At 71.6% G+C, this 21,622-nt stretch carries 12 protein-coding genes; 2 read left to right on the forward strand and 10 right to left on the reverse strand.

Annotated elements, in window-relative coordinates:
• Nucleotides 1–31: 31 nt before the first annotated feature.
• The 5 genes from DFQ13_RS20630 to DFQ13_RS33210 form a co-directional block, all read right to left on the reverse strand.
• Entirely contained in the window at nt 32–439 is a 408-nt protein-coding gene (locus tag DFQ13_RS20630; protein WP_110080981.1) for a hypothetical protein, read from the reverse strand.
• A complete protein-coding gene (locus DFQ13_RS20635) occupies nt 436–6,489 on the reverse strand; it encodes an RHS repeat-associated core domain-containing protein (protein WP_110080982.1) in 6,054 nt (2,017 codons plus the stop codon). Before DFQ13_RS20635 ends, DFQ13_RS20630 begins: the two co-directional genes overlap by 4 nt.
• A gap of 85 nt (nt 6,490–6,574) precedes the next feature.
• A complete protein-coding gene (locus DFQ13_RS20640) occupies nt 6,575–13,219 on the reverse strand; it encodes a LamG-like jellyroll fold domain-containing protein (protein WP_181400080.1) in 6,645 nt (2,214 codons plus the stop codon).
• A 623-nt stretch (nt 13,220–13,842) separates the two neighbouring features.
• The gene (locus tag DFQ13_RS20645) at nt 13,843–14,496 is read right to left on the reverse strand and encodes a response regulator transcription factor (protein ID WP_110080984.1); all 654 of its coding nucleotides are present in this window, start codon (nt 14,494–14,496) and stop codon (nt 13,843–13,845) included.
• Entirely contained in the window at nt 14,493–15,704 is a 1,212-nt protein-coding gene (locus tag DFQ13_RS33210; RefSeq protein ID WP_146241306.1) for a sensor histidine kinase, read from the reverse strand. The genes DFQ13_RS20645 and DFQ13_RS33210 overlap by 4 nt, the downstream gene beginning before the upstream one ends.
• Nucleotides 15,705–15,832: 128 nt before the next feature.
• Here DFQ13_RS33210 and DFQ13_RS20655 point away from each other — a divergent pair, with 128 nt between their 5' ends.
• Nucleotides 15,833–16,489 (forward strand): DUF2306 domain-containing protein, encoded by a 657-nt coding sequence (locus tag DFQ13_RS20655; protein WP_110080985.1) that lies wholly within the window; start codon nt 15,833–15,835, stop codon nt 16,487–16,489.
• A 2-nt stretch (nt 16,490–16,491) separates the two neighbouring features.
• On the opposite strand, the gene DFQ13_RS20660 is transcribed toward DFQ13_RS20655, so the two are convergent.
• Entirely contained in the window at nt 16,492–16,917 is a 426-nt protein-coding gene (locus DFQ13_RS20660; protein WP_110080986.1) for a hypothetical protein, read from the reverse strand.
• A gap of 274 nt (nt 16,918–17,191) precedes the next feature.
• Nucleotides 17,192–17,593 (reverse strand): helix-turn-helix transcriptional regulator, encoded by a 402-nt coding sequence (locus tag DFQ13_RS20665; protein WP_110080987.1) that lies wholly within the window; start codon nt 17,591–17,593, stop codon nt 17,192–17,194.
• Nucleotides 17,594–17,684: 91 nt separating this feature from the next.
• On the opposite strand from DFQ13_RS20665, the gene DFQ13_RS20670 reads away from it, so the two are divergent.
• Complete coding sequence (locus tag DFQ13_RS20670; protein WP_110080988.1) at nt 17,685–18,926, forward strand: MFS transporter; 1,242 nt, start codon at nt 17,685–17,687, stop codon at nt 18,924–18,926.
• A 153-nt stretch (nt 18,927–19,079) separates the two neighbouring features.
• On the opposite strand, the gene DFQ13_RS20675 is transcribed toward DFQ13_RS20670, so the two are convergent.
• Genes DFQ13_RS20675 through DFQ13_RS20685 form a run of 3 tightly spaced genes read right to left on the reverse strand, consistent with a single transcriptional unit; the run spans nt 19,080 to nt 21,548 of the window.
• The gene (locus DFQ13_RS20675; protein WP_110080989.1) at nt 19,080–20,168 is read right to left on the reverse strand and encodes a hypothetical protein; all 1,089 of its coding nucleotides are present in this window, start codon (nt 20,166–20,168) and stop codon (nt 19,080–19,082) included.
• Nucleotides 20,165–20,938 (reverse strand): class I SAM-dependent methyltransferase, encoded by a 774-nt coding sequence (locus DFQ13_RS20680; RefSeq protein WP_052020898.1) that lies wholly within the window; start codon nt 20,936–20,938, stop codon nt 20,165–20,167. The genes DFQ13_RS20675 and DFQ13_RS20680 overlap by 4 nt, the downstream gene beginning before the upstream one ends.
• Nucleotides 20,939–20,954: 16 nt before the next feature.
• Complete coding sequence (locus DFQ13_RS20685) at nt 20,955–21,548, reverse strand: NADPH-dependent FMN reductase (protein ID WP_110080990.1); 594 nt, start codon at nt 21,546–21,548, stop codon at nt 20,955–20,957.
• Between the last annotated feature and the right edge of the window lie 74 nt (nt 21,549–21,622).

Genomic DNA, 21,622 nt, shown 5'->3' on the forward strand with positions numbered 1-21,622 from the left:
TCCCGATCGCCCGGCCAGACCCGGCCGTCGTTCAGAGGACGTACAGCGCTGTCTCCAGGTTGGCGCCGATGCGGCTCAGCAGTGCCAGGTGGGCCGCTTCCAGGACGAAGCTGGAATTGACCTCATCCTCCCCCGTCACTTCCAGCACCACGCTGAACAAGATGCCGAATCCCGCGCCCACGAGCTCGAGCAGTTCCGCTTCGGCCCGTGCCACTCGATCGCAAGCCTCGATCAGCAGCGCGGACACATCGGTCGCGGAGTTCCCAGACACGCTGAACTCGAACGCCACCCGGACGTTCTGGTCCAGCCAGGTCGACCGTGGGGTGAGGTCCGACCGGCGGAAGCCGAGCGCTTCCAACCTGGGGGTGAGACCCGGGACGTCCGCAGGGCCGGACGCGTTGAACTCGACCCGCCGCGGCGGGGGTTCCTGCCGTGTCACTCAGGGCCCCAATCCTTGTGGTGGTAGGTCGGGATGATCGGCCCACCCTTCGATTTTTGCTGCATGAAGAGGTACCCGCTGGAGGTGTCCACGAACACATCGTAGTGGCCGACCGGGGCCTTCCCGCCGAAGATGCCGTGCTTGAACGCATGGACATCCCCCACCATCTTCTTCAACTGGTTTTCGTTCAGCTTCTTCAAAGAGGCCGGGTCCGGTGTCTCCATCGGATTCTTGTCCGGGCAGTTGTGCACCAGGACAGGGGCCTCGCCCGCGAAGGCGTAATAGGTGTGGATGCCCTCGACCGAGAGGTTGTGGACGGTGGTCGAGGTCGTGCGCGGGGTCAGTCCGGTGATGCGGACCCGGTCGCCCGTCGGTGTCAGCAGCCAGTCACCCGTGCGCAGCGCGGCAGCGGGGAGCCAGTCCTGCCGCTCCGGGAGCCAGAACGGGTGGTCATCGGTGGCCGTCAGGGTGGAGTCGGCACCGCTGGTGGTGACCGTGATGTCGATGAGGTCCTTGACGCCCGTGCCGACGATGGTCGCGACGACCGTGCCCGCCGCTGTTCGACCGGACACCGGGTCGGTCGCGAGGACCTCGTCGCCGACCCTGATGTCGCCCAGTGGTTCACGTGACCCGTCCGCCAAGAGCACCGGCGTGTCCGGGGTGAAGCTGTTCTTGCAACCCGGGGGCTTGCTCGCGCGGATCTCGTCCTTCAGGTTGTTGACGCGGCGCATGTCCTCGCGGGCCGCGTCGATGCTGGCCATGACGTTGTCCGCGCGCTTCCATACGGAGCGGATCTTGTCGAGGATCTCCGCGGCCTTGAGGATCTTGCCCCACGGGATGAGGCTGGCGCAGGCGAGGATGTCCACGTCACCGAAGCAGTCGCGGACGTCGTTGTAGCCGATGAGGTCGCCGAGGATTTCTGGGGCGCTCTCCAGGGCCACGTCCATCCACGATTTGTTGCTCGTGGCCAGTTGCTTTTTCTTCTCGTAGTCCTCCCTCGTCATGCCGCTGCGTTGGATCGCCTCGTCTTCGGTTTGGCGTTCCTCCGCGGCCTGCCTGCGCCGTTCGTCGCGGGCGTTGGCCTGGTTGTTGATGTGGTCTTCGAGGATCTGGATGACCTGCTGGATGGCTTGCTGGATGGCCTGCCAGATCGAGCACCACCAGCCGCAGCCGTCGGCCCGCATGCCGGAGGGGTCGCTGTAGGTGGTGGGGTTGTTCTTGGCGTAGGTGTAGCCGTGCATCTCCTGGGGGTCGCCCGCGTCGAAGAAGGGGTCCACGGAGATGAAGCGGCCGAGGGTGGGGTCGTAGTGGCGGGCGCCGAGGGACACCAGGTTGATGGAGCTGTCCTGGGTGCCGCCGACGAAGCCCTTCTCGCCGGGGAAGGTGACCGGGGCGCCTCGGGTCTCACCGAAGGGCTTCTGCCTGCGCTGGGTGACCGACAGGGTGGTGGCGTTGATGGCGATCTGGTTGGTGCCCTGGTGGTCCGAGGCCAGCCAGGTGACGCCGCCGCCCTGGCGCATGGCCACGACCTGGTCGCCGTGGGAGTAGTAGCGGGTCGCCGTCTTGGTGCCGGTGGTGGTGTCGAGGCGGACCTCCTGGCTGCCCAGGTAGAGCGTCACCGCGCCGGGTTCGCGGCGGATCAGCCGGTTGCCGTCGGCGTCGTACAGGAACGAGGTGATCTTGGTGCCCTCGGTGACCTTGGCGAGGTTGCCCTCGGCGTCCCACTCCAGGACCTGCCCGGCGCTCGCCAGGTTGCGGGTGACGGCGTTGCCCGCCGCGTCGTAGGAGTACTGGTCGAGGGCGGTGGTGCCGCCCGGCTTGACCGTGGTGACCGAGGCCAGGCCGTGGCCGGTGGGCTCGTAGGCGTAGGTGCGGGTGGTGTCGCCCGCGGCGGCGTGCTCGACCTCGGCGGTGCGGTTGCCCACTTCGTCGTAGGCGTAGCTGTTCCAGTACGGGGCGGGGCCACTGAGACCGGCGGTGGACGGGGCGGCGGCGCAGGTGCCCGACGGGGTCCACGCCTCGGTCATCCGGCGCAACCGGTCGTAGGTGAAGCACTGGACGTCGGCGGGCTTGCCGACCGGGGTGTCGGCGATCGAGAGGATGTTGCCGACGTCGTCGTAGGTGTAGTTCAGGTCGGCCACCATCGGCTGGGGGACCTCGGCGTCGACGATGGTGCGGCTGAGCCTGCGGGTGTTGTCCTCGTAGACGTAGGTGAGCCAGGCCCGCTTGCCGCCCTGGCCGAGTTGGAGGTGCTGCACCTCGCCGTAGCGGGTGAACTCGGTGTCGGCCACGTACTCGGTGGTGCCGCCGGAGCCGCCCCACGACCGCTTGGCCCGGCCGTCGTCGGTGTAGGAGGTGCTGAACATCTCCTGCGCCAGGTTCGCCACCGCCGGGTACTGCACGGCGGCGACGCTGCCGTCGACGTTGTAGGTCGCCAGGTCGGTGTAGGTGCCCGCCAGGGCGCCCTCGGCGGCCGGGATCACCACGTCGGTGCGCAGCGGCTGGTAGCGGGCGTTGTAGGAGAACACCTTGGCCGTGTAGGCGTTGGCGCCGACGTACCGGGTGGCCGAGGCGGGCTGCCCCTTGCCCCTGGTGACCGTGTCGTAGGTCCACTCGGCGAGCTTGGCGCCGGTCGGCGAATCCTTGTGCAGCGCGGTGCGCCTGCCCAGCACGTCGTAGGTCGTCGCCAGGGTCTGACCCCGGCTGTCGGTGGTGGTGACCGGGCGGCTGGCCTCGTCGTAGGTGGACGTGGTCGTGCCCTGGTCCGGGGTGGTGCTGGAGACCACGCGCCCGCGCAGGTCGTAGGTGTAGGACCAGGTGTTGTTCTGCGGGTCCTTGACCTGGGTGATCTGGTCGGACGCGTCGTAGGTGTAGGTGGTGGACTGGTAGGGGCCCGTCGGGGTGGCCGACGCGGTGTGCTGGCGCTGCTCGACCATCCGGCCGCGGGCGTCCTGCACCGCGGTGGTGGCCGTGCCACCCTCCGGCGGGGTGGTGCTGACGGTGTCACCGGTGTAGGCGGTGGTCGTGCGCCACTTCTCCACGTTGTGGCCGGAGAAGATCTCGGCGATCTGCCTGCCCGCGCCGTCGTACTCCCGGCGGACCTGGCCCGGGACCTGCCCGTCGGCGGCCAGCCAGATGTTGTTGTCGACCGCGCCGTCGTTGTAGTAGGGCATCGAGCCCTTGTAGGCCCGGCCGTGCGAGTCGTACTGGTAGTCCGACAGCAGCCTGCCGGTGCCGCCCGGTGCCGGGCTCTGGCTCTGCCGCTTGCGCAGCAGGCCGTCGTAGAGGTCGGTGGAGCTGGTGTGGACCCCGTTGGGACCCAGCCACGAACTGGTGACGGCGTTGGGGCCGTCGTTGCGCGTGAGGTAGGTGAAGCTGGCGTTCGGCGACTCCGACGGCGTGGCGGCCCGGTTGCGGTTGGCCAGCCACACGGCGGTGAGCCTGCCCAGGGAGTCGAACTCGGACTCGGTGACCCGGTTGTTGGGGTCGGTCACCTTGCGGGGCTGTCCGGTGCCCGGCTCCAGCAGGGACGTGGTGGTGAAGCCCTTGGCGTCGGTGGCCGTCGTCTGGGTGACCGGACCGCCCACCGCCGGGGTGAACGCGGTCTTGGTGGTGTTGCCGAGCGCGTCGGCGACTTCCAGGCGCCGCCCGGTGGTGTCGTAGACGACGGTGGTGGCCAGGGCGCGGACCGGGCCGCTCGCAGGCCGCTCGGAGAGCACCTCGACCCTGGTTGCCGTCCCCCTCGTGGGTGCGACCCCCTCGGCTTGGTTGTCGTAATAGGTGAGCGTGTCGCTGACGGCGTCGGCGGGGAACACCGGGGTCGCCGCACAGGACTTGGCGACGACCTCCTCCCGCACGGCGAACGACAGCAGCCAGGCCGCGGTGTTGCGGGCGTAGGTCGTGCGGCTGCAGCGGTCGTCGGCCGCGGTGGTGGTGTCGCCCTGGTCGTCGATGGTGGTGACCAAGCCGCGGTCGTCGTAGGTGTACTGCTTGCGGGTGGTCCGCCAGCCGCCCGCGGTCAGCGCGGTCAACTGGCGGACCGCGCCCTCGCGGACGATGTAGGACTTGAGGTCGCCGCGGGTGGCCGTGGGGCCCTGCCAGGTCGGTTCGCTGATGCTCTTGGACACGGCCGGGCCGGTGTCGCCGTCGTGGGTGACCGTCTCGCGGAGCCTGCCGCTGAGCCAGTTCTCGTCCGGCGCGCTGCCGCCCTCGGAGTCGGTGACGTTGACGACCTTGGTGCCCGTGGGCAGCTTGTCGCCGTGCATGCCGCGGTAGTAGCGCTGCTCGATCCGGGTGCGTGGACCGTCCTGGCCGGAGCCCTGGCGCAGCACGACCCGGCCGTAGCCGCGGAAGACGTTCCAGGTCTTGTCCTCGGGCTTGGTCAGCTCCGACTCGTCGTAGTGCCAGGCGGCGCCCTCGTGGTACTCGTAGGAGCTCTCCGTGGCCAGCGAGCCCGCCACCCGGTCGTACTGCGACACCTGCGACACGACGTACTTGTGGAAGTGGTCGGTCCGCAGGGGCGACCCGGGCGGGGACCACTTGACCGGGAAGCAGCGCAGGGTGTTGGTCTCGGGGTTGGCGGGCAGTGACGTCGGCGTGCAATCCGGTGGGTGGTAGGCGATCGAGGTGGTGCCGCCGGACTCGGAGGTGATCGCGTTCATCCGGAACCGGGCCAGTGCGGCGAACCCGTCCCCGGACTGCACGCGGTTGGGCAGGCGGACGCCGTCGAACACCGTCTCCGGCAGCGTGGTGTCCGCCGCGGCGGCCAGGTGCCCGGTGTGCGTGATGCCGCGCAGCCACAGCGCGGGCTTCTCGTTGTCGCCCGCGTCCGGCAGCTCGTGCCGCAGGGTCCAGGAGTCGACCGGGTCGAAGGTGGAGGTGCCGGGGGTGCGCACCTCCGCGGTGATCTTGGTGAGCTTCTTGGCGGTCCAGAACGTCGGCGAGAGCCGGTCCGGGCACGTGGTGCCGTCGCACTTGAGGTTGAGCGGCACGTCCGGGTAGTTGTTCGGCGAGGTGAACGCGCAGGTCGAGCCGTCGACGCAGCGGTCGGCGACGGTGAAGCCGACCCGGGCGGTGGCCTGCACGGCCGGGTCCCCCTCGCGCAGCCCGTAGTCCACGTTCTTCAACCAGCCGCCGCGCACGTACTCCGCGGCCGAGCTGTTGTTGTTGATGCCGTAGAAGTTCTTCTCGGTTTCGTACTCGTAGAGCATCGCGTTGCCGAACCGGTCGACGACCTTGTCCAGGTTCCACCGGTAGGGCTGGGTGCACGACGAGGTGGCGAAGGTGCTCCCGTGGCAGGGTTCGAGGGCGTCGTCGCCGAAGACCGGGACCGTCCACACCGACTTCGACGCGGGCCTGCTGCCGAAGAAGTACTGCGTGCCGTCGGTGGTGGTGACCTTCCAGCTCTCGTCGTCGGCGTAGCCGCCGTCGGGGTTGCCGAGGCGCTCGATGCGCGACCCGTCGTCGGCCCTGGTCCGCCACCGCTGATCGGCGTCCATGACCAGCGGCCCGCCGCCCCCGCTGAAGGACAGGGTGGCGTTGTCGGTGCGCCAGCACTGGTCGCGCGGCTCATCCGGGTCGGTGCCGTCGATGTCGTCCGGGCACGAGCCGTAGGAGCGCTCGATGTAGCCCGGCCACAGGCTCCACCCGTCGCCGATCCACGACGCCTGGTTGTTGGTGGTGCTGGTCAGGCCGTCGACCGCGCTGGAGTTGTAGGACAGCGCGAGTTCGGGCTGCTGCCCGCCGGGGGCGGGCGGCAGCCGCAGCGGGTAGTTCCAGGAGAAGTCACCGGTCTGCGCGGTGACGTTCCAGGACGCCGACCGCTGCGGGGCGGTGGTGGTGTAGTTGCCGGTGCCGGGCAGCGAGGTGCCGCCCGACTGGTTGCCGTGCAGGGCGTTGGGGCCGACCTCGTCGCCGGTCGTTCCGGGCCCCACCCCCTGCTGGGTGGCGGGGACGGAGGCCAGGTCGGCGGGCGAGTACGACGGCCCCCCGGTCGCCGCGGCCCGGGTGGGGACGGTGACGACGGGGATCAGCGCCGCTGTCACCAGCACGATGAGCGATCTGATCGCTCCGCGGCGCCACTTGGCGCCGGGTCCTGTGGAACTCAACGGGACTCCAGTGTGGGAGGGAGTTGGCTCAGAAGGCGGGGATGGCGACCGGGACCGAGACCAGCACGTAGCCGAGTGCGGCGACGAACGTGGTGCCCTCGCAGGTCGGCGAGGTGGAGGTGAACAGCTCCCCGCCCTCGGTCCGGCAGCGGTTGAGCACCCGGTGCGGCTCGGTCGGCGCGGCGGTCCAGGTGTGGCCCGCGACGCCCAGTGCGGTCTTGCCGTCGCAGGTGGCGCTGGTCGACAGGAACTGGTCGAGGCCGTCGGCGCAGGAGTACACCGGCTGGGTGCCCGTGCCCGCCACCATCAACAGGACGCCGAGGGACCCCTCGATCCGGAACCCCTTGCCGAAGCCGCCCGAGGAGTCCTCGTGCTGCGAGGTCTCCCAGTTGAGGGCGCGCGCCAGGACCGCGTACGTCGGCACGTGCCCCAGCACCGACAGGACCGTTCCCCCCTCGCACGCCGCGTCGAGCGAGGCGAAGCGGTCACCGGTGCGCTGGCAGGCGCGCAGGGCGGTGGTGGGGATGTTGGTCGGCGCGACGGTGAACACCCGGCCCGGCTGGGCCACCACCGTGGCACCGCCGCAGTCCGCGGCCAGCGAGGTGAACGAGTCCGTCCCCTGCCTGCACGAGTACAGCGGCGCGGTGTTGTCGTCGGTGGAGTGGACCAGCGCGCCCAGCGACCGTTCGAACCGGTAACCCGTGGGCACCGGCTGGTCGGTCGAGGCGGTGAGCCGGTCACCCGCAGAGTTGACGTAACCGCCGAGCTGGCCCGCCCGGGGAGCCGGGTGGTCGGCACCGCGCTTGGCGATGTCGGCGTCGGACATGGCGCCCTGCTCGACCCGCACCTCGTCCAGCGCACCCGCGAAGAACGCGGTGCCGCTGCCCTGGGCCTTGGCCCGCCCGATGGTCAACCCGCCCGCGGCGCGCCAGAGCACGACGTTGTCGCGGGTGGCGGCCAGGGTGCCGTTGACGTAGATGCGCAGTTGCTGATCGGGGTAGTCGTAGACGCCGACCAGGTGGGTCCACTCGTCGAGGGCGGGCTGGGCGGGCGCGGTCGCCGCGACCAGTGGTGCCCCGTCCTCGTCCGCGGTGGCCCCGCCGAAGACCCACCGGTCCAGGTCGTGCCGGTACTGCAGCACGACCCCGCTGCCGCGGCTGCCGTCCTGGGCCAGCACGGTCTGGGTGGTGGCCCGGCTGGACAACCGCGCCCAGCCGCCGACGGTGAAGCTGTCGCGCATCGACACCCCGGGGAACGGGGTGACCGCCGCGGCCGCACCGGGGAAGACGGCGGCCTGGCCGCTGACTCCCGCGGTGTAGGTCAGCGCCCCACCGGACACGACCGCGTGGTTGGCCCGCCACGACGCGTCCTGGGTGGTCCCCCCGTCGAACCGGTAGCGCCCGATGACGTTGCTGTACACGTCGTCGTGCACCGCCCGGACCTCACCGTCGGTCAGCGCCCGGGAGTAGGTGCGCAGGTCGTCGAGGCCGCGGGCGAAGTACTCCGCGGCGACCCCGTTGCGCCGGGCCCGGCCGATGCTCAGCGGTCCGGACGAGGCCAGCACCGGCACGTTCTGCTGGCTCGCCGAGAGCACGCCGTTGACGTAGAGCCGCAGCTCGCCCGAACCGGCCTCGCGGGTCAGGACCAGGTGGGTCCACTCCGACAGCGCCGCGGCGTGCGCCGAGGTCAGCACGAACTGCTCGGGGTTGTCCTGGTCGGCCTTGGGGACCACGACCGCCCACTTGCCCGAGCTCGCCTGGTATTGCAGCGAGAAGGCGCTGACCCGGTTCCCGTCCTGCCCGACGACGGTGCGGTCGGTGCTGCCGGGGTTCTCGGCGTAGGCCCACGCCGAAACGGTGAAGCCCGCCGCGGTGTCGAGGACGGGAGCGCCGGTCTGCGCTGCCCCGGAGGTCCCGTTGAGCCACAGGCCGCCGCCGGTGCGCCCGCCGATCCACGCCTGGCCCGCGGTCACGGTCGCGGGCCTGGCAGCGGGGCCGACCGCGGCCGTGCCGGTGTCGGCCAGGTTGGTCCCGGACCCCTCGTTCATCGTCCACTGGTGCTCGGCCGACGGCAGGGTCGCCGGGGTCACCTGCTCGGGGTAGGACTCGTGCAGCGATGTGATCCGCTCGGCGTCGAGGGCGCCCGCGTACACCCGGACGTCGTCGACGCGGCCCGGCCAGAAATCGCCGCCCTGGCCCCGACCGACCCGCAGGCCGCCGGTGCCCGCCCACGCGGTGATGAGCTGGCCGTCGGTGCCGCGCACCTTGTTGCGGTAGATCCAGAGCCGCTTGGAGGGCGCGTCGTACACGCCGACCAGGTGCACCCAGCTGTCGATGTCGTCGTCGCCGCGGAAGGCCAACGACGCCTGCGTGACGGCGCCGGAGGACTCCGGCAGCTCGAAGACCCACTTGCCCTCGGGGTTGTTGTCGTCGTCGACCTCGAGGCCGAGGCGGAACTTGCCCTTGGTGCCGCCGCCCATGCTCACGGCGGTGGCGTCGACCGGGGCCCCGTTGGCGTCGGGGTCGGGGATCTTGTTCAAGCGGACCCAGGCGGCGACGGTGAAGCTGCCGTCGGTGTCCACGTCGACCGCGTCGGTGGTGACCGCGTCGTCGACGCCGTCGAGCGCCACCGCGCCACCGGTGCGGCCGGGGCCGAAGGACGCCCCACCGGAGGGGGTGCCGCTGCGCCCGCCCACCGAGTCCGCCGCCACCGGGGAGCCGGGGGCGTCGTCGAAGGTCAGGTTGTGCTGCAGGGTCAGGTCGCGGCCGGACATCTTGCGGATCTCACCGTCGAACAGCGGGCGGCTGTAGAGCTTGACGTCGTCCACCGTCACCGCCGCGTACTGGCCCCAGCCGCTCGGGGTGCGTGCGCGGCCGATCTCGAAGTCGCCGGTGGCCTTCCAGGCCGCGCCGAAGGTGCCACTGGCTGAGAGCTGGCCGTTGACGTAGAGCTTGAGCTGGTCGCTTATGGCCTCGTAGACGACGACCAGGTGGGTCCACACCCCGTCCTGGGCGCTCTGCGCCGAGGTCACCGTGACGGTGCTCGTCGGGTTGGCCACGTCGGCGGGTCCGCTCATCGACACCGCCCACCGGTTGGTGGCCGACCCGGTGTACCCGAGGTTGACCGACGCGGCGGCGGCGCCGTTCTGGCTGAGCACCGAGCCCCAGCCGGGAGTCCGGGTGTTGAGCTTGACCCAGGTCGACATGGAGAAGGTGGCTGAGGTGTCGATGACCGCGTCGGCGCGGACGTGGTCGTCGGTGCCGTCGAGGAAGACCGCGAGGTCGGCCGGGTCCGGGTCGGACACCTGTCCGGCGGCCCAACCGGGGTTGCCGAACGCGGTGCCGTGGCGGTCCGGGGTGCCGGTGTTCTTGGCGTTGCCGTCCAGCGGCCAGGTGGCCGCGGCAACCGAGTCCTGGCCCACCAGGCCGATGATCTCCTCGGCGCCGAGGACGCGGTTGTACAACCGGACCTCGTCCACCCCGCCCTTCCACTGCTCCGCGTGCGCGCCGCCCCACTTCGCGCGGCCAAGCACGAACGCGCTGGTCGCGGCGAAAGAGGCGGTGGCGGGCTCGGTGTCGACGAGCAGGCCCGCCACGTAGAGCCGGACCTGCTGCGCGGGCTTGTCGTAGACCGCGGTCAGGTGCTTCCACCCGGGCTCCGGGTCGGCCGGGTCTGCCGGGTCGGCCGGGTCGGCGACCGCGGCGACCGCGTCGGCCGGGCGGGTGGCGCTGTCCGCGGAGGTGAGCCGGAAGTACCACTCGGGCTGGCCGGTGATGTTGCGTGCGCCCAGGGTGAACCCGCTGTTGGTGCTGCCGTCCTGGGACAGCACTGTGCGAGTGGTCCCCGTGGCGAGCAGCTCGGTGGGCTTGACCCAGGCGCTGGCGGTGAAGCTCTGGTCGGTCGCCAGGACCGGCCCGTCGGTGCCCGCCGTTCCGTTGCCGTTGACCCGTACCGAGCCGGAGAGCGCCCCCTCGGGGTCGAAGTGGGCGTCACCTTTGAGAACCAGCGCCGCACCGCCGTCGACGGAGTTGCGGCTGCTGCTCCCCACGGCCTCGGGCTCGGTGCCCTCGTCCAGTTTCCAGTACGCGGCTTGCACGTTGTCCTGCGTCACCAGGGAACGCACGGAGGTCGGGTTGAGCGCGCGGTCGTAGAGGCGGACCTCGTCCACCGCGCCGTCGAGGACGTCGGCGGGGTCCACCCCGTTCCACCGGGCCTGGCCGAAGCGCACCTCACCGGTGGAGTCCACCGGGGCCGTGGTGCGCGCCGCCGTGGCCGAGAGCAGGCCGTTGACGAAGATGTGGAGCACGCCGTTGCCCGTGCCGGGCTCGTACACCCCGACCACGTGGGTCCAGGTGCCCGCGGTGGCGTTCTCGACGGAGACGACCTCGTCCAGGGGCGCGTTGGCAGCGGTGGTGCGCGGGGCGGAGAACACCCACTTGCCGCCCTTGGCGCGCAGGGCGAAGCCCGTGCCGGTCGCGCTGTCCTGGCTGACCACCGCCTGCGTGGTGTCGGTGCGGTCGAGTTTGACCCACGCCGCGGCGGTGTAGCCGATGGTGGTGCGGACGGTGTTGGGGGCGCGCAGGTGCCCGCCCGCGCCGTCGAGCACGGCGGCCGCGCCGATCGCGCCGGTGCCGTAGATGACGCCACCGTGGGTGGTGGCGTTGCGACCGCCCACGTGGGCGCTGTCGTTGGTGTTGCCGTCGAGCGACCACAGCGATGCCGGGCCGTTGCCGGGGCGGGAGTAGAAGTGGTGCACGGTCTTGGCCGAACGGGTGCCCGCCCGGTCGACGGCCTGCACGTACAGGTCGACGGGCCCGTCACGGGGCGGAGCGATGGTGGCGGTGAACTGCCCGCTGAGGGTGGAAGGGGAAACGTAATTCGTCGGTGGGTCCGTGAAGCCCCACACGTACCGGTCGACGTCGGAGCGGTCGGTGCCCGCGGTCGCCGTCGCCGGGGTGGTGAAGGTGAACTCGCCCGCCACCCCCGTGCCACCGTGCCAGGCGTTGTCGGCGGGGTAGAGCACGCTGGAGACCTGCGGCGCCGTCGGTGGTGTCCGGTCGACCTTGAAGGTGGGTCCGGTCAGGTGCGTGCTCTGGAGCGCGCCGTCGTCGCCCCTGACGTTCCACAGCACGGTGGTGCCGTCGGCGTAGGCGTTCAGGTTGTCCCGGTAGGCGAAGCGCCCGGGGGCGTGGGTGACCCGCTCGACCCGGCCGCCCGGCGTGTAGACCTCGTAGTGGGCGGTGACCTGGCCGCCGTCCGGGTCGGTCACCTCGGCCACCATGTCGACGCTGGCGCTGTTGAGGTAGGCCGTGCCCGCGCAGTGGCCGCAGACCGTCGGGCTGGGCTCCAGCCGGGCACCGGTGGGCACGTCGGGGCGCCGGTTGTAGGTGACCTCGATCTTCGGGATGATGTTGTCCTGCACGAAGAACCGGCGCCAACTGTTCGAACCGGACTCATCCGAACCGATCAACCCCAGGCCGATGGTGTTCGACTGGTTGTCGGCCACGAACTGCGCCGCGCCGTGGAACGACATGCCGATCCAACTCGGGTCGCAGTAGCCGAGCTTGGGCACCGAGCGGATTCCCGCCTGCTTCGCACCCCAGTTCGGCTGGTTGTTCCAACTGGTGTTCCACTGCACGTCGGTGGTGTGGTAGAGGCTGACCTCGCCCACCGCCGCGTCGTTGGGGTTGCAGCTGTGGGAGTACTTCCAGGTCTGGTAGACCTGGAAGGTCGCCGAGGCGATCTGGGCGCCCTTGAGCGGTGCCGCGTTGAAGTGGAAGTAGGAGCGGTCGAGGATGCCGTCCGGGGACTTGCCCGCCCGGGCCACGCCCTTGGTGCGCTCGTCGTTGTCTCGGGGGCCGATGTTGACGTTGGCCTGGGTGGGCCAGGACGCGCGGGCCAACGCCCACGCCGCCTGCGTCACCCCGTGCCCGGTATAGCTGTAGGCCGGGTCGATGACCAGCGGAAAACGGGCGGTCGGGTCGGACAGCAGAGCGGTGTCCGGGACCAGGGTGAGGGTGTGCTCACCGAGCTCCAGGCCCACTGCGCGCTCGACAGGCTCGTCGTCGTCGCTGACCGGCGTGTCCCACATGGACGGCGCGGGGGCGTGGAAGAGGACGCGACCGCCCGGGTCGGTGGCCGTGAGGTTGCCGTCCTGCTGAGCCAGGGAGACGCCCTCGGCGGTGATGCCGTAGGTGATGCGGCGCAGGGCCGGGTTGGCAGCGGCCTCGGGGGTCTTGACCACGAGATCGTGGCTGAAGCCGGAACGCTGAGCGCGGACCCGCAGGTCGACGCCGGGCAGGACCTCGGGGTAGGTGGCGGTGTCGCCCGCGACCGAGGGTTCGGGCAGGGCGGTGGGCCAGGTCAGGGTGAGGCTGGCCCCACCTGCCGACATGCGGGCCACCGGGTCGGCACCGCCCGTCGAGAACCGCAGTTCCGCCTCGGTGGCGGTGCTGCGCAGAGCCGCGCCCGCCTTGGTCAGGGTGGTGTCGATCGGAACCCAGCGGCCCGCCTGCCGGACCCGGGTGGGCAGGGCGGTCTGGGTCATCTCGAAGGACCCGTTGGGCTGGGCGAAGACCTCGGTGTCGCCCGTGCGCAGACCGGTGACCTCGACGGGGGTGCCTTGGGTTTGGGCGAGCATCAGGGCGCTCGACTCGTCGGGTGCGGCTGTCACCCGTTGTGGCGCCGCAGGCGCCGGAGCGCCCGTCGGCAGGGTCAGGGCCACCGCGAGCGAAGCCGTCAAGACCCCGGAAACACCCAGGGCCACCAACTTTCGGGCATGGCGAATAGAGCGCTTGTGCGCCATCGGCAGAGCTCCCCAGAAACCGCGCACGTCCGTTGAGGCCCGCGCAGTCGAGTGCAAACGTCCAAATCGTGCAGGTTGCGACGGAGGTCTGCCAAGCGCCAAATGGCGGAATCGCGACATGACCGATACCGCCCCGATCACATTCCCACGACCGGGTCGGTGGGTTACCAACCCATTGTCGACCTGTCGAGTTTTCGAGAAACCTGCCCCGAGATCGTCACATCACCCGATGCTGTTTCCACTTCCGACGCGTCGATCACGGTTGAGAACGAGCAGTTCTGTCTCGTCGCGGGGAGGAGACGAAGGCCGAAGGCGTGGTCCTGAACACCGCCGCCCTGGAGTACCGGCACTCCGCTGACGGACTGTCCTACTGCCACTCCCTTCGAATACCCGGATGGCGAGCCCTTTTCATCCTGGTCTGGATGTGCTGATCGGTGGAGTTTTTAGGTGATGGAGGTGCTGATCGTCGGACGCAGTTCCGCTTGGTGGGGTCACGAGCCGCCTGCCCGGTAGGCGAAGCCCGTTCGGTACGCCCACACGACGGCTTGGGTGCGATCGCGGGCGTCCAGCTTGGCGAGGATGTGCTTGACGTGGGACTTGACCGTTTCCACTGACAGGTGCAGGGATCGGGCGATTTCGGTGTTGGACTGGCCGGTGGCCATCGCGCGGAGCACGTCGGCCTCGCGGTCGGTGAGGGGGGCGGTTCGCCGGGGGTCGGGGCCGGTGCGGGCGGTGTGGGCGTCGAACAGCCTGCGGGTGACCGCGGGGGCCACCACCGCGTCGCCCGCGGCGACCGCGCGGATGCCCGCGACGAGTTCCTCGGGGGTGGCGCGCTTGAGCAGGAAGCCGTCGGCGCCCGCGGCGATCGCGTCGTCGACCACCTCGTCGAGGTCGAACGTGGTGAGGACCAGGACGCGGGGGCGCGGGTGGGTGGTGCGCAGTTCCCGGGTGGCGGAGACGCCGTCGCGGACCGGCATCCGCACGTCCATCACCACGACGTCGGGGTGGTGGGTGGCGGCCGCGCGGATCACCTCCTGGCCGTTGGCGGCCTCGCCGACGACGGTGATGCCCTCCTCGGCGTCGAGCAGGGCGCGCAAACCCTTGCGCACCAGGGCGTCGTCGTCGGCGAGCAGGACCCGGATCACCGGTGGGCCCCGGTCGGGAGGGTGGCCCGCACCCGGAAGCCGCCCTCGAACGGGCCCGCCTCCAGTTCACCGCCCGCCAGTCGGGCGCGCTCGCGCATATTGGCCAGGCCGTGACCGGGCCTGCCCCCGGACACGGCCCCACCCCGGTCCAGCCCGCCCCCGAGCACGGCCTCGCCGCGGTCCGGCCAGACCCTGGGCACGGCCTCACCCCGGTCCGGCCCGCCCCCGGACACGGCCTCACCCCGGTCTGGCCCGCCCCCGAGCTCGGCCCGGTCACGGCCGGGTCTACCCCCGGGGAGGTGGCCGCCCTCGTTGACCACCTCCAGCACGGCGGTTTCGCCGACCTGCCGCAGGCGGACGTCGATCCGGCCGGAATCGGTGTGCCGCAACGCGTTGGTGATCGCCTCCTGCGCGATCCGGTGCAGCGCGTGGGCGGTCCCCGCACCCAGTTCCACCTGCTCCGCCCGCAGCCGCAGCTCCCGGCCCGCGGCCCGGACGTGCTCGGCCAGCGCTGCCAGTTCCGGCGGTGGCTGCTCGGTCCGCACGACCCGGACCAGGCGGTCCAGCTCGCCGAGCGCGTCCCGGCCGACGGTTTCGATGTGCCCCAACGCCTCCCGGGCGAACCGGGGGTTCTCGTCGAAGACCCGGCGCGCGACCCCGGCCTGCATGACCACCACGTTCACCGCGTGGCCCAGGGAGTCGTGCAGCTCGCGGGCCAGCTCGGTGCGCTCCTCCGCGCGCTGCCGGGCCTGCTCGGCAGCGGCGGCGGCACCGCGGCTGCGCACGGCGTCGCCCGCGACCACGGCGATCAGGAAGGTCATGGTCACCCCGAACACCGCCTCCACCTGGACCGCCCCCCGGTCGAACGCGAAGTGGCCCGCCACGGCGGCCAGGGTGACGACCACCGCCACCGCCCGGTACCGCCGGGTGCACACCGAGAAGCAGGTGAACAGCGCCACCCACGTCGCCCACGGCACCACCGTCGGCGGGTACCCGGCCGCCGCGTTGGCCACCACCACCAGCGCCGTCGCCACCAGGACGGGGATCGGCGCGGCCTGCCGCCGCAGGAGGCACCCGGCGGCCAGGACCGCGAGACCCACCCCGAACGCGTCGGTGGCCCGGTAGGGCGGCCCGGCGGAGGTGAGCACGCTCGCCACGGCGGCGGCGACCACGAACCCGAGGGTCTGCCAGAGCTGGGATTTCCGCACGGTCCATTGTGCACTCGGCACACCGGCCGCGGCCTCCCTCGCAGGAGGGAGGCAACTGCCCCAGCACGAGGGGCGAGCCGGGGCCGCCGAACTCCTACCGTTGCGGCACCGAGGAGAGGAAGCCGCGAATGGCAACGACGACAGGCCCGACCCCGTGGCGGTTGGCGGGGGTGTGGTGGCTCGCGTTGACGGCCGTGGCGATCGCGGTGTTCGCCCTGCTGCCCTACACCGCGCAGTCGCTGGGCGACCTCGCCGCGGCCGACAACGAACTCGCCGCCAACTACGCCGACCGGCCCGCGTGGCTGCGGTTGTGCCTCTACGCCCACATGACCGGTGGTGGGCTCGCGCTGCTGCTCTCACCGATCCAGCTCTCCACCCGAATCCGGGCCCGCACCCCGCGCCTGCACCGGTCGGCCGGGCGGGCGGTGCTGGTGGCCATCGCGGTCGGCGCCCTCACCGGGCTCGTACTCGCGCCCCACAACCTCGCGGGCCCGGTCGGCACGGCCGGGTTCGGGCTGCTGGCCCTGCTGTGGCTGACCTTCGCCGCCCTGGGGTTGCGGGCGATCCGCCGCGGCGCGGTCACCACGCACCGGCGGTGGATGCTGCGGGCGTTCGCACTCACCTACGCCGCGGTGACCCTGCGGCTCTGGCTGGTCGCGCTGGTGCCGCTGACCGGCGACTTCCCCTCCGCGTACCGGATCGTGCCGTTCCTGGCCTGGGTCCCCAACCTGGTCGTGGTCGAACTGCTGCTCCGCGAACGGCCCACCGCCCAGCCGTCGCGCTGAGCTCACCCCCGCCCGGGTCGCGGCTCCCCGGGCGGGGACGCGGTGCCGCGCCTGCTCCCCAGCTCGTACTGGACGATCCCGAGGATGACCAGGGCGGCCAACGCGAGTCGACTCAAGCCCGACAGGACGTCACCCCCGACGAGGGTCACCACCGCGAGCACCACGCCGACGGCCTCAATGACGAGCGCGAGCACCCGCGCCCACGCGCGGCGGAACAGCAGCACCGCCGAAACCACCAGCCCCGCGGCGACGACCACGCTGCCCCCGACGGAGAACCACGAACCCGAGGTCTCCGCCGAGCCGTCGCGCGCGTGCCCGACCGCTTCGACCACTTCGACGACGGCGGTCGCGGTCGCCAGCAGGCCCTGGATGAACATCAGGCCGCGGGCGGACCACAACGCCTGCCGCAATCTGTCCCCGTCGTCCACGGTCAACCCCCACGGTCGCTTCGGCGAAGATCATCCCCTCCAGGATTCCCCACCGAGCGCCCCGGCGCCGGATCAACCGAGCCGGTGCGCGACCCACTCTGAGGGGTGCAACGCCTCGCGCGGGTGCACGGACAACGCCCGCCGAATCGCGATGGCGCCGACGGCCTGATCGAGACCGCTGGACGCGATCGTGGAACCCCCGCCCCGGCACTCGACTCGCACGACGAACGAGGTGCGCACGCCGCGACTCACCGATCACGCCCAGCGGCGGCGCTCAGTCCTCGGTGAGGGCGGCGAGGACCTTGGCCAGCGCAGTCCGGGCGGCGGCGGAGACGTACGGGCCGACGGCGACCAGGGAGGCGACCAGCGCGGACGCCTCCCCCGGCGTGAACACCACCGGGGCCAGCTCAGACCGGGCATCGATGCGGTACCCGCCGCCAGGTCCTCGGTGGATGGCGATGGGCACGCCCGCCTCGCGCAGGCGGGCGACGTCCCGTTCGACTGTGCGCACGCTCACCCTGGTTTCCTGGGCCAGGAGCACGCCCGACACCGGGCGGGGGGCACGAACCCGCAGCAACTCGATGATGGCGTGTTGTCGTTCGACCAGCGGGATGGCTTGGTGCAGTTGCGCCATGCCCGCCACCCCGCCGGAACCGACCAGGCGCTTGCCGGTCATTTCTCTCCTCTCGGTGACAAAAGCCGACACCGCCCTGTCGGCCACCCGCCCCTAATCTGACCCGATCTTCCCTTCCTGCGATTGGAGGCACATGTCCGCTCGGTTCGCCCATCCTGGTGACTTCACCAAACTGTGGGTCGGCCAGACCATCAGCGCGTTCGGGGACAAGGTCTCCCGGATCGCGCTGCCGACCGTCGCCCTGCTCAGCCTCAGCGGGACGGCGTGGGACGTCGGGGTGCTCGCCGCACTGCGGTTCATCCCGTTCGTGCTGTTGGGGTCCGTGGCAGGCGTGTGGGTCGACCGCGCGTCCCGCCGCACGACGATGATCGTGGCCGACATCGGCAGGCTGCTGGCGATGGCATCGGTGCCCGTGGCGTTCCTGTTCGACAGCCTCACCATGGCCCAGTTGTACGTCGTGGCGGGCGTCGTGGGCGTGCTGACAGTCTTCTTCGAGGTTGCCGCCCAGTCCTACCTGCCGGTCCTGGCAGGCGAGGGGAGGATCGTCGCGGGCAACGAACGGCTGCAGACGTCCCGGGCAGTCTCCGAGGTGGGTGGCGCGGCCGCGGCCGGTGGGCTGATGCAGTTCCTCGGCAACGCCTTGGCGATCCTGGCCGACGCGCTGTCGTTCCTGGCGTCCTTGGTGTCGCTGCTGTTGGTGGAACACCGGGAACCGCCGGTGGACAGGACCGCTGAGCGGCCGTCGCCCCTGCGGGAGGCCCGCGCGGGCCTGGCGGTGCTGATGTCCGACCTCCGGCTGCGCGGTCTTGTGCTCGCGATCGCGGTGACCAACCTGGGCGTGGCCATGGCAGGCACGCTCGTCCTGGTGTTCGCCTACAACCACGGCGGGTTGAGTCCCGGCGTCGTCGGTGTCGCGTTCGCCGTGGGCACGGTGGGGTCGATCCTGGGCGCGGTGACCGCCGGGGCGATCGCCCGCAAGCTCACCCTGGGCCGAACCCTGGTCGCGGCTGTGCTGGTGACCGGTCTGGCGTTCCTGCTGCTGCCCGCGGGCGGACGCGACCTGGCACTGGTGATGCTGATCGTGAGCCAGTTCCTCGTCGGGTTCGCCGATTCGGTGCTCAACATCCACGTGCTCAGCCTGGTACAGCAGATCACCCCGCCGGAAGTGCTGGGCAGGGTCAACGGCACCGCCCTGTCGGTGGTGTGGGGCACGGGAACCGCGGGTGGCGTCACCGGCGGTCTGGTCGGCACCCTGTTCGGCACCCTGCCCGGTCTGGTCGTGGCCGCCGCCATCATCTGCAGCGGCGCCCTGTTCCTCCACCCAGGTCCACTGAGGACGATTCGGGACGACGCGGACGAACTGGCGGACGCGTGATGAAGCTTTCCTGCCTGCTCCGACGATCCGCCACACCGAAGGCAGGCGGAAGCCCTGCCCGACAAGCGCGCTCCACGGTGGCCGGGGCGAGCCACGACGGCCGAGGCCCCGCTCCCGGGACGGGGGCGGGGCCTCGGTGTGGGGCGGTGGTGGTCAGTGGACCTCGAAGACCTCGTACATGCCCTTCTTCAGCAGCATGATCGCGTCGTCGGCGTCCTTCATCCAGCAGATGGCGATGTAGCGGCCCGGGTGCAGTGGGGGTGTGGCGGTGACCGATTGGCCCGGGGAGATGGGGAGCAGGCCCGCGGGTTCCGGCTCGGCGAACGGGGGCGGGTCGGTGGGCCAGACGCCGTGGTCGGTGAACTTGGCGACCCAGGCGGCGAGGTCGGCGTCGGTGACGTCCGGGAGCAGGGGGAACAGGATGGCCTCGTTGGCCTGGCCGGGCATGGCGTTGACGAACCGCAGCGGCTGCCCCGCCGTCGGGGTGCCGGTGACGACGAAGCGGGGGCCTTCGCCGGGGACGTCCTTGGCGGTCAGGGTGCCCGAGGCGGTGGGGGTGGTGCCGGACGGGGTTCCCGAGACCGTCAGGACCTCGTGCCGGGGCTGGGCCACGCCGTAGCGGAAGTCCATGTGGTCGAACAGGGTGTACTGGCCCGGGGCGAGCACCTGGACGAACGTGCCGGGTTGGCCCACCTTGGTCTGCACCCCGCCGAGCAGGGTCGCGTCGGCCTGGACCCGGGTGCTGCCGTCGAGGATGGCGGCGGGGTCGGTGGAGGCCAGTTTGCGGTAGGTGTCGCGGAACGACTCCCAGGTGACCCCCTGGTGCAGCTTGACCAGGCCGACCCAGCCGGACTTGCTGTCGGTGGTGGACACCTGGAACGTGACCGCCCCCGCGCCCACCGACGGCTGCACGAGCAGGTCGCCCGGGACCGCGGTGACGGGCACGGTGCGGCCCCGGGTGCCGTCCACCGCGGTGCCCGCCCCAGCGGACGCGGCGGACGCCGCCCCACCAGGCCCAGCGGACGCCGTCCCACTAGGCCCAGCGGACGCGGCGGACGCCGTCCCAACAGGCACGGCGGGCGCCGCAGCGGACGCGGCGGATGCCGCCCCGGCGGGCGCGGTGTGCGCCGCGGCGGGTGCGGACGCCGCGGGTGCGGCGGTGGCGGGCGCGGCGCCCAGGGCCGCCGCGGCCGTGGCGGTCAGGCCGACCAGCAGCCGGACCGTCGTGTTCGTGGTCTTCATCCTCTCCTCTTCCCCCATGTCGAGAACAGCAGTGTGGTGACGTCGCGGTCCTCCGGTCGGTCGAGACCGGCGGTGAACTCGGCGATGTCGTCTTCGGTGGCCAGGCCGCTGTCGACCAGCGGCCTGCCCTGCAACCGCAGGCGGGTGGCGATGAGTTCGCTCTCCTGCGGGGACTGGCCAGGGCCGAGCGGCGTGACCCGGGCACCGATGTCAGCCAACCCGACCCTGGCCAGGGTGGCGGGCAGCCGACGCGCCCACCGCACGTCGACCCCGCCGGTCCGGAACCCCTCCAGGTACGCCCGCACGACCGACCTGGCGGCCTCCGACGGGGCGTCCTCGGCGGGCAGGAAGTAGAAGTCCTCGACCAGCAGCGTGCCGCCCGGGGCCAGCCAGCGGGCCGCGGCGGCGACCGCGGCGTCCGGGTCGGGCACCGACGCCAGCACCGCCCTGGCCAGCACCAGGTCGAACGAGCCCGGTGCGAAGTCGGCCTCGGTGAGGTCGCCGCGCACGACGGTCAGGTTGGGCGAGCGGGTGGGGTCGATCTGCGACACGTCGGTGTCGAGGGCGGTGACCGACCCGCGCGGGACGCGCTCGGCCAGCCAGTGGGACATGCCGCCGCCGCCCGCGCCCAGGTCGAGGCAGCGCGCGTCGTCGGCCAGGGAGAAACCGGAGATGATCTCCCCGGTGAGCGGGAGGTAGTTGCGCTCCCACATGCTCGTCAGCAGTTCGGTTCCGGTCTGCTCCGCCGGGGGGGTGTGCGCTGTGGACATCGCTCGTGCCTCCCGGTCAGAACGGGTACGGGTTCTTCGTCCGCGCCTCGCGCAGCGCCTCGCCCCACCAGACGATCTGGTCGATGAGGTCCTTGGCGGCCTGGTCGCTGCCCGCGGGGCTGACCGCGGTGCCGTCGCCGTCGAAGTCGCCCCAGGCGTTGTGGAAGCTGATCATGTTGCGCACGGTGGTGGCGTGCACCTCGGCGAACACCTGGCGCAGGTGCCCGGCCGCGCGCAGGCCGCCGCCCATGCCGCCGTAGGAGATCAGGCCGACCGGCTTGCCCTTCCACTCGTTGAGGAACCAGTCGATGGCGTTCTTCAGCGACGCCGGGAAGGTGTGGTTGTACTCGGGGGTGACCACCGCGTAGGCCTCGGCCTCGTCGATCCGCTTGCCCAGGGCGGTGCGGATCGCCTCGACCTCGGGCTCGGCGGGCTGGCCGAAGGCGGGCAACTGCACCGGCAGCGGGTAGTCGGCCAGGTCGATGACGTCGACCTCGACGCCGCCGTGGGCGGCGGCCTGCGCGGCGAACCAGGACGCCACGGTGGGGCCGAAGCGGCCGGTCCGGACGCTGCCGATGATCACGGCCAGCTTCAGGGGGGTGTTCGACATGATGTGCCCTTTTCCTCTGCTTCGGGTTGGCGGGTTCTTCTTCTGGTGGTGGTGCGCGCCGGGGGCGGCCGGTG

Source organism: Actinokineospora spheciospongiae, assembly GCF_003182415.1.
Classification (GTDB): domain Bacteria; phylum Actinomycetota; class Actinomycetes; order Mycobacteriales; family Pseudonocardiaceae; genus Actinokineospora; species Actinokineospora spheciospongiae.